Origin of the sequence: Psychrobacter sp. Arc29 (assembly GCF_041431175.1) — a bacterium.
In the GTDB taxonomy this organism is placed as follows: Bacteria; Pseudomonadota; Gammaproteobacteria; order Pseudomonadales; family Moraxellaceae; genus Psychrobacter.
Genome location: NZ_JASMRR010000006.1, coordinates 128555 through 147000, shown reverse-complemented (window position 1 = coordinate 147000; position 18446 = coordinate 128555). Strand labels below are relative to the sequence as shown.

Below are 18446 nucleotides of genomic sequence, written 5' to 3'. Positions count from 1 at the left end.
TATCATGATTCGCCTACATCATCTTAATCAATCTCGCTCATTACGTACGCTTTGGCTCTTAGAAGAGCTCGGCGTGCCTTATGAAGTGATCAGTCATCAGCGCGATGCCAAGACTCATTTGGCACCAGACTCACTGAAGGCAGTACATCCACTCGGTAAATCTCCGGTTATCGAGATGGATGGACAGATTTACGCTGAGTCCGGTGCGATTACTGAGTTATTGATTGAACGATTCGCGCCAGAGCGTCTGCGCCCTGCTACAGATAGTTCAGATTATGGATACTATTTGCAGTGGATTGACTTTGCAGAAAGCTCGCTGATGTTGCCATTAATGCTTGAGCTATTTACCAAAAAAGCAGGCATTGATGACAATGAGTTTTTGAATGGTTATATCGATACAGAAAAAACCAGATTGTTTGAATATCTGGATGCTTCGGTCAAAGGCAAGTCGTTCATTGTGGGTGATAAGCTAAGTGGTGCTGACTTTATGTTGTCATTTGACTTAATCATTCTCGCTAAGCGCCAAAAACTCGACGCTTATCCGCATATCAGACAGTATGCTGAACAACTGGCCAGTCTCGATAGCTATCAGCGCGCTATGCAGCTAGAGGCTAAGTACGATCAATCTGTTTAGCATTTCATCATAACTGACAGACCAATTTTCTGATACATACAAACAGCTCTGTATAGAGCTGTTTTTTATGCGTGCTTTATTTTGTGCTTGCATGAATAACCATCGCATTATAGTCATCAATGTCATATGAGAGCATTAAGCTATAGAGCAACCAAACAAATTGTCTGACACCATCCATGAATTACGTGTCGATGACAAAAGCACGATAAAAGTTGTGATAAAATCCTTTCTGAATTTTTTGGGTTATCTTTCAGATACCATCAGTGAGTTGACTGGCGTTTTACGCTATACATACCAACTGCACTGACCTGACTCTCCGTCTGGCATCTGTCTTATGTCACTCTATTTCCTTATACAGATTGTGGTACGCCCATGAGTAACGAATACCAGTTTAAGCCCCACGAACAGCCAATAATGGTGGGCTCTCCAGCCAATCCTGACCATCCGGCACGCCGTAAAGTATTTTACTTGCTTATTGGTATTTTTGTGGGTCTCACAGCCAGCTTCCAAAATGGTCTACTTGTCGCAAATCTGACGCAAATTCAGGGTCAGCTGGGTTTAACGCCAGCTGAAGGTGGTTGGATATCGGTCAGTTACAATATGACCAATGCCTGTATCACCGTTCTACTGTACAAAATTCGTCAGCAATTTGGCATGTCGCTTTTTAGCAAAATTACCCTGTCATTTTTGTTAGCCGCCACCAGTCTACAGTGGCTGATCAGTAGTCACTTTTTAGACACACCTAATATTAGCATTGAGCCCTACTATTTAGAGATTGTCGCTAGGGGCCTTAGTGGTATGGTGGCAAGTGGTATGACCGTATTGGGCTTATTTTATTGTCTGCAAGGTATGCCAACCGTCAAACGTACTAGTGGCCTCATATTGGGTTTTGGTCTGGTGCAGTTTGGTATTCCATTATCACGTGTCATCTCACCCTACCTCGCCATCGACGGTCAGCTTGAGAACTTATTTTTATTTCAATTTGGTCTGGCGCTGATTTGTTTTGGGCTGATTAATATATTAGAGCTACCACCAGGGAATACAGAAAAAGTATTTGAGAAATTGGATTTTGTAAGCTTTGGTTTTTTTGCCAGTGGTCTGGCTGCATTGGCTGTCGTTTTGGTACAAGGTAGGATTTTATGGTGGACGACACCTTGGCTCGTCTATCCACTGATGATTGCTATCGTCGGGATTAGCATCGCGTTATGGATTGAGACGCATCGCAAAAACCCGATGCTACAAGTGCGCTGGATGCGTAGCCGCAATATTATTGCCTTTATGGTGACGGGCGCTGTCATGCGGATTTTGTTATCTGAGCAAAACGTCGGCGCGGCAGGATTACTCGCTAACCTTGGCTACGGTAACGATCAGCTGGTTACTTTTTATGCTGTTATTATAGCCGCCAGTGCACTGGCTTTGATTATTAGTATTTTTAGTACCAACGCGATGGATTTGCGCCGACCGGTTATTTTTGCAGTGGCATTGATTGCCTTAGGGTCTTGGATGGATGTCGGTGTGTCAATTAATTCAGCACCCTATATGTTTTATCTCAGCCAGTTTTTGATTGCCTTTGCTGCGGTGTATTTCATGGGGCCTTTGGTTTTTGAAGGGTTTTTGCGGGCTATTGGCAGTGGTCCTGCGTATATTATTAGTTTTTCAGTGATTTTTGGCATCTCCCAAACAGTTGGCGGACTGGCAGGTGCGGCAGCCATTCAAGCATTTACGACCATTCGTACACAAATGCATTATGCAGATATGGTCAGCTCATTGAATTTGGGCGATCCTGCATTTAGCGCTCAGGTGGCAGGCACTCGTAATATGCTGTCGAATCAGACCACTGACGCGGCCCAAGCAAATATCGGTGCAGTTAGCCAAGTACTGCAAGGCATTCAGCGCCAAGCAACGGTCGCAGCATACAGCGATCTGTTTTTTCTGATGGCCTGTCTTGCTACTGCCGTTACGATTATTTTGCTGCTCAATTATCTTTATAACCGTTATCATAAGCGCAATCCACTGGCCAAAGAGCTCGCTGTCATCGCCAAGATGCGCGAAACAAAATAATTCAACTTATTATATTAGTGATTTTTTATCATATTCATTTACAGTCAGAATATTCAGATATTTGCTTATTAACATTTAGGAGTACGTCATGAGCCAAGAAAAACCAAATGAGCTTAATAAAATACCTCAGACGTCAACTGATGCTCCAGCAACAGACACACGTACAGAGTCTGCTACGGTTCCAGCAGAAACCGCTGCAAGCGCTACGCAAAAGAAAACTGATACATCCGAGATACAAGCAGCTACTGATACGCCTGATAGCGTGCGTGAGGACAACTCTGTAGACGGCTCTATAGAAAATCAAGACGATGATAATGAAACGCCTATGCCGCCAAAAGAGCCGATCTCAAATACGGCTGGCTGGTCTCCCAAGAAAAAATCCTACCTAAATTTAGGATTATTGATTGTGCTGATTGTCATTGGTGTAGCCTTGATTTTATATGCTTGGAAGCTGCCACCATTTACGCCTACGGTGCAACAAACCAATAACGCCTTTGTCAAAGGTCAAACCACTATTATTAGTCCGCAAGTCTCCGGCTATGTCACCGAAGTGGCGGTGCAGGATTTTGCTGATGTAAAAGCGGGCGATCTACTGATAAAAATAGATGATCGAACGTTTCAGCAGCAACTTGAACAAGCAGAGGCCAATACTGAAGTGGCTATCACCAGTCGCTCTACCAATGATCAAGACACGCAATCCAGTCAAGCACAAATCGAAGCACGAAAAGCAGACTTATATAGTGCCAAAATCAATGTCGAGAGCGCTCGTGAAGACGTCAATCGCTATCAAGGCTTAGATGCTATCGGTGCGGTATCAAAAGCAGAAGTGGCTCATATCAAGGCGCAACTTGCTCAAGCACAGGCAAGTGTGCAACAGGCTGAAGCCAATTTACAAGCCGCGCAACAAAACCGCGCCAAAACCAGTGGCACCCAACCCTCGCTAGATGCAAATATCAAAAGTGCTGAGGCAGGTGTAAAGCAAGCACAAATTAATCTCGATAATACAATCATCACAGCACCTGAGTCCGGTCAGCTGAGCCAAGTCAGTGTCAAAGAAGGCCAGTACGTTAGCGCGGGCACTCAGCTCATGTATATCGTGCCAAAAGGCATTTGGATTATCGCAAACTTTAAGGAAACCCAAATAGCCAGTATGGCAATCGGCGAACCAGCTACTATTCATGTGGATGCGCTTGGCGGTGCCAAATTTACTGGTCACGTGAGCAACATCTCACCAGCCACTGGCAGTGAGTTTAGTGCAGGTGCTGCCAACCCTGCGACAGGTAACTATATAAAAATTGCGCAGCGCATTCCGGTACGTATCGACTTGGATCCAAATCAACCTGAGCTTGCACGCTTGCGTCCTGGTATGTCGGTCTCTGTGGATGTCGATACCAATGCTAAATAAAGCAAATAACTGATATAAAAAAGCCACTCTAAATACCCGAGAAACTGGATTTAGAGTGGCTTTTTCATATTTTTAAATGATCTAGGATTTCAAAATCAGCCAAACACTATGGTAGTAGACGCTTGGTCGTCCAGCGTTCAACGCTCTCACTATCATCATTATTTTGCGTATATACGATGCGGTCATGCATACGGTTGGCGCGACCTTGCCAAAACTCAATCTTTTCAACCGTAATCTCATACCCACCCCAAAACGCTGGTGTTGGTACGCTAGTACCATTTGAATACTCTGATTGCAGTTGCTCGAACGTTTGCTCCATCACTTCACGATTCGCCACTTCACCACTTTGCGGTTGACTGACCCAAGCACCTATCTGGCTATCGTGTGGACGTTTTTGGAAATAGGCAGCAGATTTTTCAGCATCAATTTTAGCAATACGACCGCTGATACGAACTTGACGCTCCAGCTCATGCCAAAAAAACAGCGCTTCAGCATTGGGATTTTCTACAATGTCCTGTCCTTTTGCGCTGTCATAATTGGTATAAAAAACGATACCTGTATCCGTAATTTCACGTAGTAACACAATACGGACGCTAGGTTTATTGTCTGCACCGCAGGTTGCCAAACTCATAGCATAAGGTTCTTGCACTTTTTGCGCTATTGCCTCATCCATCCAAGCCTTAAATAGCTCAAATGGTGACGCTGGTACTGACTGTTGATCAAGCTCACCTTTTTCATATGAAAGGCGCTGGTCGGTAAAGTCCATGCTCATGGTCATTCCTTATTATAAAATTATGACATTTCAACATTGTTATCTTGAGTGTTAAGCTTTGAATACTAAGTTTTGAGTATTAAGTCTTGAATACTATTAGCCTAGCACTGACTTAATAAGATCGGCCAAATCATTTGCCATTACATCACACTCTATTTCATCATCGGACTCAACCATGACTCGAATCATAGGCTCTGTGCCTGATTGGCGAATAAGAAGACGACCACGACCTTCTAAAGTCGTCTGTGCTTTGTCAAAAGCGGCGACCAGTTCTTCATGCTTGTATGGGTCTTGCATCTGAGACAAGCGTACATTGACCAGCTTCTGTGGTAGTACGTCAAACCCTTCGACCAGCTCACTCAGTGCACGTCCTTGCGCTTGCATCACAGCCAATACTTGCAACCCTGCTATGATCGCATCACCTGTACGGCTTTTGTCTAGACACAGAATATGTCCAGACGGCTCACCGCCTAGTATCCAGCCATTGGCTTCCAGATCTTGCATGACATAGCGGTCACCTACTTTTGCACGAGTAAAGTCAATATCTGCTGCTTTTAATGCCAACTCTAATCCCATATTACTCATGAGCGTACCAACGACGCCTTTCGCTTTGGTGAGTCCTTGGGTCGCGAGCACATATAAGATACCGTCACCATCAACCAGCTTACCTGTCTCATCAACCATCACAATGCGATCGCCATCACCGTCAAGCGCGATACCGACATCTGCTTCATGCTCAAGCACCGCTTTTTGCAGACCTTCAGGATGGGTAGAGCCACACTCAGCATTGATATTGATGCCGTCTGGAGTATTATTGATAGCGATAACATTAGCACCAAGCTCCCGCATGACTCTAGGTGCGACGCTATAGCCTGCACCATTGGCACAATCAACCACGACGGTCAGATGGCTGAGATCATACTGATATGGGAAGCTGCCTTTGCAAAATTCAATGTATCGACCTTTTGCATCGTCAATCCGGCGGTTTTTTCCTAGGTTTGCAGGGTCAAGGATGGGCATCGTGGCATTGTTGCTATTAGCATCACTCATGATTGCCGTTAATCTGTCATTGATGGCTATCTGCATCTCATCACTAATTTTTTTACCACTACCTGAAAAGAACTTGATGCCATTGTCATAGTAAGGGTTATGTGACGCCGAGATAACCACACCCGCATCGGCATTAAAACTGCGAGTCAAATGTGCAATCGCTGGCGTTGGTAATGGACCAAGCATATAAACATCGACGCCAGCCGCGTTAAAACCTGCTTGCAGAGCACCTTCAATGACATAACCTGAGAGACGCGTATCTTTGCCGATGACCACACTTGGTTTACGCGTAGAATTTTCGTTGGCTTCTATGAGCACTTGTCCAGTCACATAACCCAGTTTTAAAATAAAGTCAGGGGTAATAGGCAATTCACCAAATGTTCCACGGATACCATCAGTGCCAAAGTAACTCATTATGTATGTTCCTCAAGTCTAAAAATAAAAGGCCAAGCGTATACGCAGGCAATACTGCTATTGTAATAATATGCTTTTATATTCTACAAAAAAACAGCCAACAATAACAGAGCATTGTTGGCTGTTTGTATCTCAACGTCACTACAGCTCTGCAACTGAGCCAGTTCTCAAACAATGCAGAGCTATAAAATATTGATTAGTTTACTCGGTAGTTCGGCGCTTCTTTAGTGATCTGTACATCATGAACATGCGACTCTTTCATGCCTGCCGATGTGACTTTGATAAACTGTGGGTTGGTGCGCATATCTTCGATAGTCGCAGAGCCTGTATAGCCCATTGATGAGCGTAGGCCACCAACCAATTGGTTGACAATACCAGCGACAGGTCCTTTGTAAGGAACGCGGCCTTCAATACCTTCTGGTACGAGTTTCTCTACACCATCTTTGGCATCTTGGAAATAACGATCTGATGAGCCGTTTGATCCTGACATCGCACCCAGACTACCCATACCGCGGTAAGCTTTGTAATAACGACCTTGGAACAGCTCAACTTCACCTGGTGCCTCTTCTGTACCAGCCATCAATGAGCCTACCATGATGCACGATGCACCAGCCGCAATCGCTTTTGCCATATCACCTGAGTAGCGGATACCGCCGTCAGCGATCAATGGAATACTGTCTTTCAATGCACTAGCAACATTATCAATAGCTGATATTTGTGGTACACCGATACCGGCAATGATACGCGTGGTACAGATAGATCCAGGGCCGATACCAACTTTTACCGCATCAGCGCCAGCATCACGTAGTGCAAGTGCCGCTTCACCTGTTGCGATGTTGCCACCGATAACTTGAACATGCGGATAGTTTTTCTTGATCCAAGAAACTTTATCAATCACGCCTTTTGAGTGACCATGCGCCGTATCTACTACGATCACATCAACATCAGCAGCGATTAATGCTTCGACGCGTGCTTGCGTGTCTGCACCTGTACCAACCGCTGCACCGACACGCAGGCGACCTTTCTCGTCTTTACACGCATTTGGATTGTTTTCGGCTTTGGCAAAGTCATTGACCGTAATTAAGCCACGTAAACGGAAGTTGTCGTCGATAACGATGACTTTTTCGATGCGATGCTCATGTAGCAACCTTTTGATATTCTCGTTGCTCTCACCTTCATGTACGGTGACCAACTGCTCTTTTGGTGTCATGATCTGACTAACTGGCAATGACAAGTTGGTCTCAAAACGCCAATCTCTGTGAGTAACAATACCTACTACGTTATCTGTACCCTTTTCGACCACAGGTACGCCTGAGATATTATTGTCTTGCGTCAAGCGTAGCAATTCACCAATCGTCATCTCTGGGTGTACCGTGATTGGGTCAACAACCGTACCCGCTTCAAATTTTTTGACGCGGCGTACTTGTGTTGCTTGCTTTTCGATATCCATACTCTTGTGCAAGATACCCATGCCGCCAAGCTGTGCCATAGTAATGGCCATCTCAGACTCAGTGACTGTATCCATAGCCGCAGAGATCAGCGGAAGGTTTAGCGTGATGTTTTTGGTCAAACGGGTAGACAGATCGGCAGTTTTTGGCAGAACTTCAGAATAGGCTGGCAATAATAAAACGTCATCAAAGGTTAAGGCTTCATCGACAATTCGCAACATACAGACCCCTAGTGGTGGTTATTTTGATGGGTAGGAGCTCAGAGTTAGGCATATCAATCATTGCAACTGCATACACAGTGCTGACTCATGGCTAACCACTCAGTTATCCTATAAAAATAACGCCACATTATAACAAATAAGCACCCCTCTGACATACTATATTTGTCAGATTATTTTACACAAATACATCTTCTACATCTTTGCCGATGACAAACATGCACTGTATAGTTAATGACGCTTTTTTATAGCGACTAACTCTCTCTGAGCGTTAAGGATTTTCTGTTAACGTAAAACGTTCTGTCGGTAAATACTTATTCTGCTGCTCATGCAAGTAGCCAAGCATCTGCTCTCGTACTTCACAAGCGAGCGTCCATGCTTCAATGGGGCCTACTGAGGCAACAGCGCCGCGCAGCTGAATGGTGTTTTCTGTCACTTCAACCACAAAGACTACAGGCTCAGTTTTATTGTCCCATAGCTCATTATCCTTTGTCACTGATATGAACTGTTGGCGAATGGCCTCAATATCTGCACCATAGTCGATGTATAAAAACACAGGACAGGTCTGGTGCACTTCGGTATGAGACCAGTTCTCAACTTTTTCGGTAATCAACTCACGCATCGGCACGATTAGTCGGCGTTCATCCCATGTTTTGAGTACGGCATAAGTGTAACGCAAATCTTCCACAGTACTGAAATTGCCATCCATTATCACGCTATCGCCAATCCGTACAGGCTGCGTCACTGCCACCTGCACCCCAGCAATAATGTTACCCAATATGGGCTGAGCGGCGATACCAATGACCACGCCAGCAATACCAGCTGAAGTCAGTAAGGTTTTGCCAAGACCTTCCATATTGGCAAACTCACTCAGTCCTATCCAGATACTACCCAATATCATGACAAAAATGAAAACGCGGCGGAATATCGACACATAAGTGCGACGACGGCGCACTTTATCAAAATGCTCCTCTCCTAGGTTTTCAATCTGCATGTCTTGGTAACGGTTGGCAAAGAAATTGATGGCACGAATGCCTAGCCACATCGCACTGAATACCAACCCCGTCCAAATCAGCGGACGAGTTGATGAAGCCACTGCATCTAGATAAGGAAAACCACCAGAGACTAAGGTAAAAACGAGCGAAAAACTGATAGTAAAGGTTAGTGGCACGGTCAGTTTGCTGACCAAATCTGCCACACCATTGGCACTGCTAGCAGAGATGTTGTATTTTTCATTATCAACATAACGGCTGATGAGTTTTTCCGTGCTTTTACTTAATATCCAACCGACGCCCATGGTAAATAAGAAAAACAGGATGAGCGCTGAAAACTCCCATAAGGCAATACCAAAAAACTGGAATTTTAACCAAGTAGGTAGATAACGCTCAAACTCTGATGGATGATATTGTTTATATAAGTTTTCAATATTACCCACTGTCTGTGCAGAGAACATCCAAACTGGCGCCTGATCACCTACCCTTACCCGCTCCAAGTAAACAGGAACACGGCGTTCTCGGTACTCGATATAACCCAGCTGGATAGAGCGTCTAGGAATACCCATGACACTACTATCGTTACCCAGTGGTGGCTCGATCAGACCATCAGGACGATCGGGCATATCATCAAATACGTATAGCTCTTTTTCGGATAGTAAAAAATCAAGCTGCTTGGTCAAATCAAGCGAACGGGTACGCTGGTTTTGCTCATCAATCAGATTCATATTGAGTGCATAAGCGGCCAAATCATACTGCTGCTTCATCACCGCAGATTGAAAAAACTCCAAAGTCGCAAGCGGCGTCGCCAAATTTGGTGGCTCAGCTAATGGTGGTAACCCGACATTGAGCTTGTTGAGTAAGTAATAATTCTCGCTATACTCCCCTGTCAGTCCCACATCACCTTGCAATGTCCCTGCTTGCTGTACCGCGCTACGCTCAGTGGGATCAAATATCTCTTCAGTAATACCAGAGACGCTAATATTTTCGTCTTTGATTGTATTTATTTGTTGGACAGCGTACTCAGCCAAATTGTCAGGTTTGCTAGCGACTTGTGAGCGGCCTTCCTCATTTGGGACTGCCTCATTTGCCGCACTGGCAGGTACATAGATAGCGCTGATGGCTATAATAAGAAACCCTAAAACTACCTGCAGTGCATTGTAGCGGGTGCTATTACGCTCTACATCGCGGCGGTGACCACCGTCAATATCCATTGCTATGCCACGATCATCAGCATTACTATTTTTAAGAGTATTCATATTTTCAAAGCCACTGGTCCACAAAAGGAACGGATATAAAAAGTGCATTCGGTATGCTTTAACCTAAAGCACTCTGCAAAAAAAAGCCAGCGTGAGCTGACTTAATTTATTAGCATGCGTATGTAATCTGATGCACAGCGTCTATATAATATCTATGCACGGCGCCATGTGGTGCCTGCACGGCTGTCTTCAAGTTCAATACCAGCCTCTTTTAGCTGCTCGCGTATTTCATCAGCACGCGCAAAGTTTTTGTTGGTTTTGGCATCTGCACGCTCGGCGATTAACCCATCAATAGCCGTATCAGTCAAACCATCTTCTGCTTTATCACCAATCACCGCTTGCAAAAACTGCTGCACGGGTTGTTGTAAGATATTCAATACCTGTGCCAATGCTTTTAATTGCTGCGCCAACTGCCATGCTGTATCGACTTCTTCAGCTTTGATGGCTTTATTGATGTCGCGTGCCAGACCAAATAAAACACTAATCGCCGTTGAGCTATTGAAGTCATCATTCATGGCTTTGATAAAATCTTGTCCAGCAGCCGTACGATAAGCTTCGGTGGTCAAGTTTTTATCAATTACGATTGCTTGCCCTTTTTGCTGTTCAGCCAATTTTAATGCATTATATAGCCTGCTTAGGCTATTATGAGCTTCATCTAATGCGCTATCAGAGAAATTAACTTGGCTACGATAATGGCTAGATAGCAAGAAAAAACGCACGGTTTCGGGCAGATATTTTGCTATGACATCGCGAATGGTTGAAAAGTTAGCCAACGACTTGGACATTTTTTCGCCATCAACATTGATAAACCCAACATGCATCCAATTACGCGCGTACTCACAACCTGTTGCCGCCTCGGACTGGGCAATTTCGTTCTCATGATGCGGGAACTGCAAGTCGTGACCGCCGCCATGAATATCAAAGGTATTGCCCAAGCACTTGGTAGACATGGCCGAGCATTCAATATGCCAACCCGGACGCCCCTGCCCCCAAGGTGAGGCCCACTGCGGCTCATCAGGTTTCGCCGCTTTCCAGAGCACAAAGTCAAATGGATTGCGCTTATCATTTTCGACATCAACACGTGAACCTGCCTGCATCTCATCAAGATTGCGCTTCGACAGTTTGCCATAATCCGCAAAACTATCGACAGCATAGTAAACATCGCCATTGTCGCCTGCATAGGCATAGTCACCTGTGACCAGCGTCTCGATCATGGTTTGCATATCATCAATATGGTCGGTCGCGCGCGGCTCAGCATCAGGCGCCAAACAGCCAAGGGCTGCAAAATCCTCATGCATCGCTGTAATAAAGCGCTGGGTCAACGCCCCAATCTCTTCGCCATTCTCGGCAGCGCGCGCAATGATTTTGTCATCAATATCAGTGATATTACGCACGTAATTGACGTCATAACCCAATTGAGTGAGCCAACGTACCACCATATCAAACCCAATCATCATTCGAGCGTGCCCGATATGACAATAATCATAGACGGTCATGCCACACACATACATACCCACTTTACCTGCTTTGAGTGGTTCAAACGGACGCTTGCCGCCAGTCAGTGAGTCATAAATAGCAAGTTGAGACATCGCATCTGCAAGTGGTGTGGTCATAATAAAAGAGCCTTTTAGCATAAATAAAATAAATAGATTGAAAATATCAGCCGCAGCAAATAAGCAAGCCGTACTGATAGTATGATTATAATTTTAACGTAACCCATTATCTTAGCGAAAACAGGCGTAAAATACTACAATGAGTAGGCAACTACCACCATTCAATCATAAAAACCGTTAAGGATATAAAGATGGGCAATCGATTAAGCAAAATATACACGCGTACTGGAGATGATGGCAGCACTGGTATGGCTGATGGCAGTCGACTCAGTAAAGCTGACAATCTGTTCGGTGTCATGGGTGATATCGACGAGCTCAACTCACATATCGGACTGGTGCGTGCTCAACTACAAAGAAACAAAGGCCAGTCTATCAGCAAGGATTTTTCTCAAGCCCTAGTTATTATTCAGCATCTATTGTTCAATATCGGCGGTGAGCTTGCCATGCCAGAATATGAGGGCGTCAATGCCACTCATATCGAGTGGCTAGAGCAACAAATCGATATGATGAATACCACGCTGCCACCACTAAAAGACTTTATTTTACCCACAGGTTCTGTACTAGTGAGCCAGTTGCATGTAGCACGTAGTGTGTGCCGCCGAGCTGAGCGCCAAGCTGTGTTATTGCAGGAGCAGCGCCCGGCAGCCATACGCCGTACTGCCATCAGCTTTATCAATCGCTTATCTGATTGGTTGTTTGTCGCCGCGCGCTTTTGTACGGATCCCGAACAAGTCTCTGAAGTACTATGGGACAGTCAAGTCTTGCAAAACTTCGCTGACAACCGCTAGTGAATCAAACCTAATCTTGCTAGCATTCTTTAAACTAGGTTGATTTTTCGCTGATAAAAAACCCCGCAGCACTCATGTTGCGGGGTTTTTATTACCTAGCAGCATCTATCAACTACCAGTTGCTAACTACTCATAAAATTGCAAATTAATAAGTAGCGCTATCATCTTCAATGATAACCATATCGATGGTTTCATCTTTCGGCACTGCTTTTGGCGTCGCTGGCGTTACTGGTTTTTTGGTCTCAGTAGTAGCCGCTGCTTGATTGTTTTCTGTCGAGCTGTTTTGGTTGCTGGTCGGTTTATTGATGGTTGGCGGCGTCGCAGGTTCAGTAGGACGAATTGGCTCAACTGGCGTGATGGTTCTAGGCTGCTGACGAGCGGGTGCTGCTTGAGTATTATTGTTACTGCTTTGGGCTGCTGCACGGCGCTCAGCACGCTCCTCATCCATCGCAGATTTCAACACAGAGCCTGCCATCACATCTGAAACCACAGTAATCAATGCTGGCTGTCCAGCAATACGTGTGCGCACTTGCCCGCCTTGAGTACCGACAACATAAGTAAAGGCGTCATCAACAAGCATGTTGTTATTGATACGGATATTGTCTTGCGCCAAACGAGATTGCAGGCTTGGCTGATTGTTAGCCGCTTGCACTTGACTGGCTTGATACAAATCTTCACTTGGCAGTGTCATGCTGACACTTGCTTGGCACGTTGTCATACCATTGTCATTGGCTTTTTGTAGTATGGCAGCGTTTTGTACATCGATAACCACGCCATTTATTTTTTCAGTAACAACGCCGCTTTCTAGGCTAATCTCGGCATCATTTGCATAATTAGCAGCCAACGCTTGTGCTTGCTGGTTGAGTGTATTTTTTAAAGCAGACTTTAGACGGTCTTGTACCATCGGGTCATCACAATTGATCGCAGGAGCGACGGTACTTTCGGTCGCTACTGGCTCTTGTTCCGTCATCTCTGCCGTATCGGCAGTATCTTCTTTCTCTGAGCGATCACAGCCTGCAAGCGCCAAACTACATACTATTCCGATTCCAGCCACTTTATGCCACTTGCTCAAACTTATATTTGCTACGCTCATATTTACTTTACTCCCAATTTACTGGTTCTTACCGCCACTGATGGACAGTATTTAACACTCAAACTGCATTGCAGACTTATAAAACAATGGTGTCATTAACTGTCTGCGATAGATTTGAAAACCACATCATTATACGGTGTTTGGTTGAAATGGTCATTAGTGTAGCCCATGGATATACAAATAGCGCCCCTCATTATGGGTAAAACCTGCGTTTGGTTGCAAAAACATAACAAATACTAGAAAATCATCAGACACAAAGTGCATTGGTCACGCCATAAATTCTATTAGACGTTAATGTCATGACAATATATGATGAGTCGTAAAATCAGTCAGTAGTCATGTGATATGGTAAATTTTAAAAACACGCGTTTATTAGGTCATCGTGGCGCTCGCGGAGAGAGTTTAGAGAATACCTTTTCAGGCTTTAAGTATTCTCAAAATCTGACTTCACAAGGCTTGGCAGGGGTTGAATTTGATATTCAACTGAATGCGGATGGTCACTTGATTGTGTTCCATGATGATGATTTGGAGCGTATGTGCGGTCAACAGTCGCGAGTTGATCAGCTCGGGCTCACAGAGATTCAGTGCCGCTTACAGTTTGGGCAGCCAATCATGACTTTAGCCAATATAGCACCTGTATTGAGCGGATTTAGGGTGATTGAGCTTGAGATTAAAACTCACAATAGAACCAATTATGCAGTGTTGGTTAATGCACTGGCTCAAGAGCTTATCGATACACCGCTTGCCAGCTTACCAGTGGTGCTGACCAGCTTTGATGTAGAGCTGCATAATCGGTTACAACGCCACAAACTATTATCTCGCATACCACGAGGATTATTGATTCGCACGCCAGATGCCTTGGCAGGAGCGACAAACACCGCTTTGCAGCTTGGTTGTATTCAGTTAGGTATTCATTATCCTTTGTTGACGCAATCCGTTATCAAACATAGTCACCGTTATGGGTTGCCTGTGAGCGCTTGGACGGTCAATGATATCCATACGATCGAGCAGCTTATAAGCTGGAATACCGACGTGATTATTACTGACTTTCCACGTCATTTATTATTACCTTGAACCGTCTATCCATATTTTCCCACTTTTGAATAAATCTCTTTTTTCACCCTCACAGTCCCTACATATCTATAGCGTTACTTACACTTTCCCTTAATGCCTGACAAGTCACCGGCATTTTTGACTCATACAGTCTATAATTCATACAAGTTATTGTTATTTAGCAATATTTTTATAGTGTATAAGTGTTCACTTTATACGTTTTTTCAGGTACTATGGGGACTTAAATTAATACCGTTAGGGATATTATATGATTGCAAAAAAAGCACTTGGCTTACCGCTGAAAGGCTTACGTTTCGCTATCAAATCTGGCGATACGTTTGTAAAGAACGCCAGCACTCAAGTCACGCGTTTCAAGACTCGTTTTGATGAAAAGAAAGCGCAAATGGCTCTTGACGAGCAGCCTACCGCAAAACGCAACTACGCTAACGCTTCTGAGCAAACTGATGTTCTGACAAAAGAGCAAAGCATTGATATGCGCGAGTTTGAATTTACAAAAGCGCCGATCAACTGGATTCCAGCGACTATTTTGGTAGCGACGCCAATCGCTGCTGCTATCATTACACCATGGTACTTATTTACTCATGAAGTGAGCGCACCTGTTTGGGGCGTATTTGGTGCCTTCATGGTATGGACAGGTATGAGCATCACAGCGGGTTACCATCGTCTATTGGCGCACCGTGCTTATAAAGCGCACCCAGTCGTTAAAAACTTTTTATTGCTTGGTTCTACCCTAGCGGTACAGGGCTCTGCGTTTGACTGGGTCTCTGGTCACCGTGTCCATCATCGTCATGTCGATGATCGTTTAGAAGATCCGTATTCAGCAAAACGCGGGTTCTGGTTCAGTCATATCGGCTGGATGCTGCGTAATTATCCTAGTGGCAAGTTCGACTACAAAAATATTCCTGACTTGACCAAAGACAGAGTACTACAGATACAGCATAAGTATTATGGTCTGTGGGTCGTTGCTATGAACGTTGGTATGGTTGCCGCTATTGGCTGGTTGCTTGGTGATGTCTGGGGTACATTGGTTATCGCAGGGCTACTACGCTTAGTACTGACGCATCATTTTACGTTCTTTATCAACTCTTTATGCCATATGCTTGGTAATCGTCCTTATACGGATACCAACACTGCACGTGATAACTTTTTCTTGGCTATCTTTACGTGGGGTGAGGGTTATCACAATTATCATCACTTCTTCCAATACGACTATCGTAATGGTGTAAAATGGTGGCAGTATGATCCAACCAAATGGTTGATCGCTGGTTTGTCAAAGATTGGTTTGGCTTCTGATCTACGTACTGTGGATGATACGACGATCAAACATGCTGAAGTTCAAATGCAATTCAAAACAGCACAGCAGCAAATTGATACGGCTACCAATAGCGGCATTGATCTTCCTCACGCGATGAAGAGCTTCCAAGATCGTATTAAGTTTGAATATGATGCCTTTACACAGACTGTTGCAGAGTGGCAGGCGCTAAAAGCAAAAACGATTGAACTCAAAAAGACAGAGTTCGCTGATCGCTTGCATGAAGCTGATGATAAGTTAAAGCATGATTATGCCAAGATTGAGCAAAAAATTCTTGAGCATAACAATAACTTGAAAAATGCTTTCCGTTCTATTGGTGTCAGCCAAAAAGCCGCTTAAATAGCATAATCAGCTACTATAATCGTAACGTTTCTCCTTCCCCCTATCCGTCCTAGATAGGGGGATTTTTTTGTTTATAATTTATGGTTTATGTCACTGCCTCTACTTTTAATAATCTTATCATCGTAGTAAATGGTGGAATATACAGGCTCAATCGTTGCGATCTCCAACCTAGAGACAGTAACCAACTAATCCACTAAACTCAGCTCACCCAAAGTAGCTAATTTTATTTTTTGGCTAGATATTACAAGAGATGGACAGAGTGCAACGATGCCATATGAGTGCTATGTTATAGTGACATTCTCACTTTTATATTTTAATGGAAACGGCCTGTATGCGTTATCAAAATACTTATGTCAATCTCGACACGCGCCTTTATCATGAGCAGCCGCCCACGCCACTGGACACTCCCCGTGCTGGACACTTCAATGCCCAAGTCGCACAGCAGTTAGGTTGGGTAGACAATGAAGACCTAATGACCAATTGGGTTGAGATATTGGGTGGTCAATATGTGCCATCTGACTTTAAACCATTGGCAATGGCCTATGCAGGTCATCAGTTCGGACAATGGGCTGGGCAACTGGGTGACGGACGCGGTTTGCTGATGGCGCAAGTGCTCGATAGCAATGGACAACCTCAAGACTTGCATCTCAAAGGGGCTGGCCTGACACCCTACTCACGTATGGGTGACGGACGTGCGGTCTTACGTAGTACGATTCGAGAGTACTTATGCGGTCACGCATTGACGCAGCTTGGTATCCCCTCTTCTAATGCCTTGGGGTTTGTTGTCTCTAATACGAGAGTGCGCCGTGAGCGTATCGAAGCGGGTGCGGCATTGATGCGTGTCGCTGATAGCCATATTCGCCTTGGTCATGTTGAATGGATTGCCAGCTTTGCACCTGACTTACTCAGTGAGTTTACCGACTATATGATTGATACTTATTATCCAGAGTGTCGCAATAGCGATGCGCCCACAGCAGCGTTTTTGACCTCAGTCGTTGAGCGCACTGCACGCATGATTGCTGACTGGCAACTGATTGGCTTTGCACATGGCGTGATGAACACGGATAACTTATCTATTACAGGTAGCACTTTGGATTTCGGGCCGTTTGGCTTTATGGAGCGCTTCAATCCTGCATGGATTAACAATCACTCTGACCATACTGGTCGCTACGCCTACCAAAACCAACCCGCTATCGGTCATTGGAATCTGAACGTTTGGCTGCCGCATTTTATGCGCTTGCAAGGTATCAGCCGTGAGACGCTCTCTGAGTGCTTGGCACCTTACGAAGCGACCTTTATGCAGCATTATCAGCAAGGTCTATGCCGCAAGCTTGGACTACCACACCAAAGCGACAGCTTGAGCTTGGCTTTTGAATGGTTAACGTTGTTAGAAGACAACTTGCTCGATTATACCAATAGTTTCCGCGCGCTCCTCGGTTTGGTCGCGCCGAACGATCATCCTTATGAGCAAAAGCTACTGGCTAATATGACCACTGAATTAAGCAGTGAGGCGCAGCAAGTATGGCAAGACTGGTCAGCACGTTATCTGGCACAGATTGAGCAGCTGCCACTTGAGCAGGCAGTTAACGACATGCAGACTAACAATCCTGTTTATGTCCTTCGTAATAGCATGGCGCAGCGTGCAATTACTGCCGCAGAGCAAGGTCAGTTTGAAGAAGTTGATCGAGTGTTTCGTTTATTAGCCAATCCTTACAGCGTGCAAGATATCGCTAATGATCTAGATAGCAGTGCGCCTGCACCTGATACACCGCAGATGCCTATTAGTTGCTCGTCTTAGTAGCTGCCCGTCTTAACATCTTTCAATTCTGTAATATTTTGAAATATTATGAAATTAAGGTTGATATCTAGCTGCATTTTTTGGCATTATCAACGAGATAAATAACGAATATCATTTTATTATATTATTCGCATAATTCATTGTTGTTGACTAGGCAGTGAATTGGCAATAAT

13 protein-coding genes are annotated in these 18446 nt (G+C 44.7%); 7 read left to right on the top strand and 6 right to left on the bottom strand.

What is annotated here, in order from left to right:
- Nucleotides 1-4 precede the first annotated feature (4 nt).
- The 3 genes from QO189_RS09720 (at nucleotide 5) to QO189_RS09710 (ending at nucleotide 4100) form a co-directional block, all read left to right on the top strand.
- The gene (locus tag QO189_RS09720) at nucleotides 5-634 is read left to right on the top strand and encodes a glutathione S-transferase family protein (RefSeq protein ID WP_371532576.1); all 630 of its coding nucleotides are present in this window, start codon (nucleotides 5-7) and stop codon (nucleotides 632-634) included.
- 372 nt (nucleotides 635-1006) lie between these two features.
- Complete coding sequence (locus tag QO189_RS09715) at nucleotides 1007-2695, top strand: MFS transporter (RefSeq protein ID WP_371532575.1); 1689 nt, start codon at nucleotides 1007-1009, stop codon at nucleotides 2693-2695.
- Between the two features lie 88 nt (nucleotides 2696-2783).
- Nucleotides 2784-4100, top strand: coding sequence for an HlyD family secretion protein (locus tag QO189_RS09710; protein ID WP_371532574.1), 1317 nt, complete (start codon nucleotides 2784-2786; stop codon nucleotides 4098-4100).
- A 106-nt stretch (nucleotides 4101-4206) separates the two neighbouring features.
- On the opposite strand, the gene pdxH is transcribed toward QO189_RS09710, so the two are convergent.
- The 5 genes from pdxH to cysS all read right to left on the bottom strand — a co-directional run bounded on the left by pdxH (nucleotide 4207) and on the right by cysS (nucleotide 11866).
- Nucleotides 4207-4866 carry a pyridoxamine 5'-phosphate oxidase gene (gene pdxH / locus QO189_RS09705; protein WP_371532637.1) on the bottom strand — a complete coding sequence of 220 codons (660 nt, stop codon included), beginning with the start codon at nucleotides 4864-4866 and terminating at the stop codon, nucleotides 4207-4209.
- A gap of 102 nt (nucleotides 4867-4968) precedes the next feature.
- A complete protein-coding gene (gene glmM, locus QO189_RS09700) occupies nucleotides 4969-6336 on the bottom strand; it encodes a phosphoglucosamine mutase (RefSeq protein WP_371532573.1) in 1368 nt (455 codons plus the stop codon).
- A gap of 196 nt (nucleotides 6337-6532) precedes the next feature.
- Nucleotides 6533-8005, bottom strand: coding sequence for an IMP dehydrogenase (gene guaB / locus QO189_RS09695; RefSeq protein ID WP_058024512.1), 1473 nt, complete (start codon nucleotides 8003-8005; stop codon nucleotides 6533-6535).
- Between the two features lie 268 nt (nucleotides 8006-8273).
- Nucleotides 8274-10253, bottom strand: coding sequence for a mechanosensitive ion channel family protein (locus tag QO189_RS09690; protein WP_371532572.1), 1980 nt, complete (start codon nucleotides 10251-10253; stop codon nucleotides 8274-8276).
- Between the two features lie 152 nt (nucleotides 10254-10405).
- A complete protein-coding gene (gene cysS / locus QO189_RS09685) occupies nucleotides 10406-11866 on the bottom strand; it encodes a cysteine--tRNA ligase (protein WP_371532571.1) in 1461 nt (486 codons plus the stop codon).
- A 191-nt stretch (nucleotides 11867-12057) separates the two neighbouring features.
- Here cysS and QO189_RS09680 point away from each other — a divergent pair, with 191 nt between their 5' ends.
- Entirely contained in the window at nucleotides 12058-12654 is a 597-nt protein-coding gene (locus QO189_RS09680; protein WP_071001732.1) for a cob(I)yrinic acid a,c-diamide adenosyltransferase, read from the top strand.
- A 145-nt stretch (nucleotides 12655-12799) separates the two neighbouring features.
- Here the strand turns inward: QO189_RS09680 and QO189_RS09675 are convergent, their stop codons facing one another.
- Nucleotides 12800-13747, bottom strand: coding sequence for a hypothetical protein (locus QO189_RS09675; protein ID WP_371532570.1), 948 nt, complete (start codon nucleotides 13745-13747; stop codon nucleotides 12800-12802).
- A gap of 345 nt (nucleotides 13748-14092) precedes the next feature.
- Between QO189_RS09675 and QO189_RS09670 the strand changes: the two genes are divergently transcribed.
- From QO189_RS09670 to QO189_RS09660, 3 genes are all read left to right on the top strand, one after another.
- Nucleotides 14093-14821: a glycerophosphodiester phosphodiesterase gene (locus tag QO189_RS09670; RefSeq protein WP_371532569.1), complete on the top strand. Its 729-nt coding sequence runs from the start codon at nucleotides 14093-14095 to the stop codon at nucleotides 14819-14821.
- A 472-nt stretch (nucleotides 14822-15293) separates the two neighbouring features.
- Nucleotides 15294-16472, top strand: a complete 1179-nt coding sequence (locus QO189_RS09665) for a fatty acid desaturase (protein ID WP_201598791.1) — start codon at nucleotides 15294-15296, stop codon at nucleotides 16470-16472.
- Nucleotides 16473-16806: 334 nt separating this feature from the next.
- Nucleotides 16807-18273, top strand: a complete 1467-nt coding sequence (locus QO189_RS09660) for a YdiU family protein (RefSeq protein WP_371532568.1) — start codon at nucleotides 16807-16809, stop codon at nucleotides 18271-18273.
- Nucleotides 18274-18446: the final 173 nt, after the last annotated feature.

Bases quoted from the DNA above. Each gene is read 5' to 3' on its own strand.
- QO189_RS09720 (WP_371532576.1), top strand. From the start codon at position 5: ATGATTCGCCTACATCATCTTAATCAATCTCGCTCATTACGTACGCTT.
- QO189_RS09715 (WP_371532575.1), top strand. From the start codon at position 1,007: ATGAGTAACGAATACCAGTTTAAGCCCCACGAACAGCCAATAATGGTG.
- QO189_RS09710 (WP_371532574.1), top strand. From the start codon at position 2,784: ATGAGCCAAGAAAAACCAAATGAGCTTAATAAAATACCTCAGACGTCA.
- pdxH (WP_371532637.1), bottom strand. From the start codon at position 4,866: ATGGACTTTACCGACCAGCGCCTTTCATATGAAAAAGGTGAGCTTGAT.
- glmM (WP_371532573.1), bottom strand. From the start codon at position 6,336: ATGAGTTACTTTGGCACTGATGGTATCCGTGGAACATTTGGTGAATTG.
- guaB (WP_058024512.1), bottom strand. From the start codon at position 8,005: ATGTTGCGAATTGTCGATGAAGCCTTAACCTTTGATGACGTTTTATTA.
- QO189_RS09690 (WP_371532572.1), bottom strand. From the start codon at position 10,253: ATGAATACTCTTAAAAATAGTAATGCTGATGATCGTGGCATAGCAATG.
- cysS (WP_371532571.1), bottom strand. From the start codon at position 11,866: ATGACCACACCACTTGCAGATGCGATGTCTCAACTTGCTATTTATGAC.
- QO189_RS09680 (WP_071001732.1), top strand. From the start codon at position 12,058: ATGGGCAATCGATTAAGCAAAATATACACGCGTACTGGAGATGATGGC.
- QO189_RS09675 (WP_371532570.1), bottom strand. From the start codon at position 13,747: ATGAGCGTAGCAAATATAAGTTTGAGCAAGTGGCATAAAGTGGCTGGA.
- QO189_RS09670 (WP_371532569.1), top strand. From the start codon at position 14,093: ATGGTAAATTTTAAAAACACGCGTTTATTAGGTCATCGTGGCGCTCGC.
- QO189_RS09665 (WP_201598791.1), top strand. From the start codon at position 15,294: ATGCGCGAGTTTGAATTTACAAAAGCGCCGATCAACTGGATTCCAGCG.
- QO189_RS09660 (WP_371532568.1), top strand. From the start codon at position 16,807: ATGCGTTATCAAAATACTTATGTCAATCTCGACACGCGCCTTTATCAT.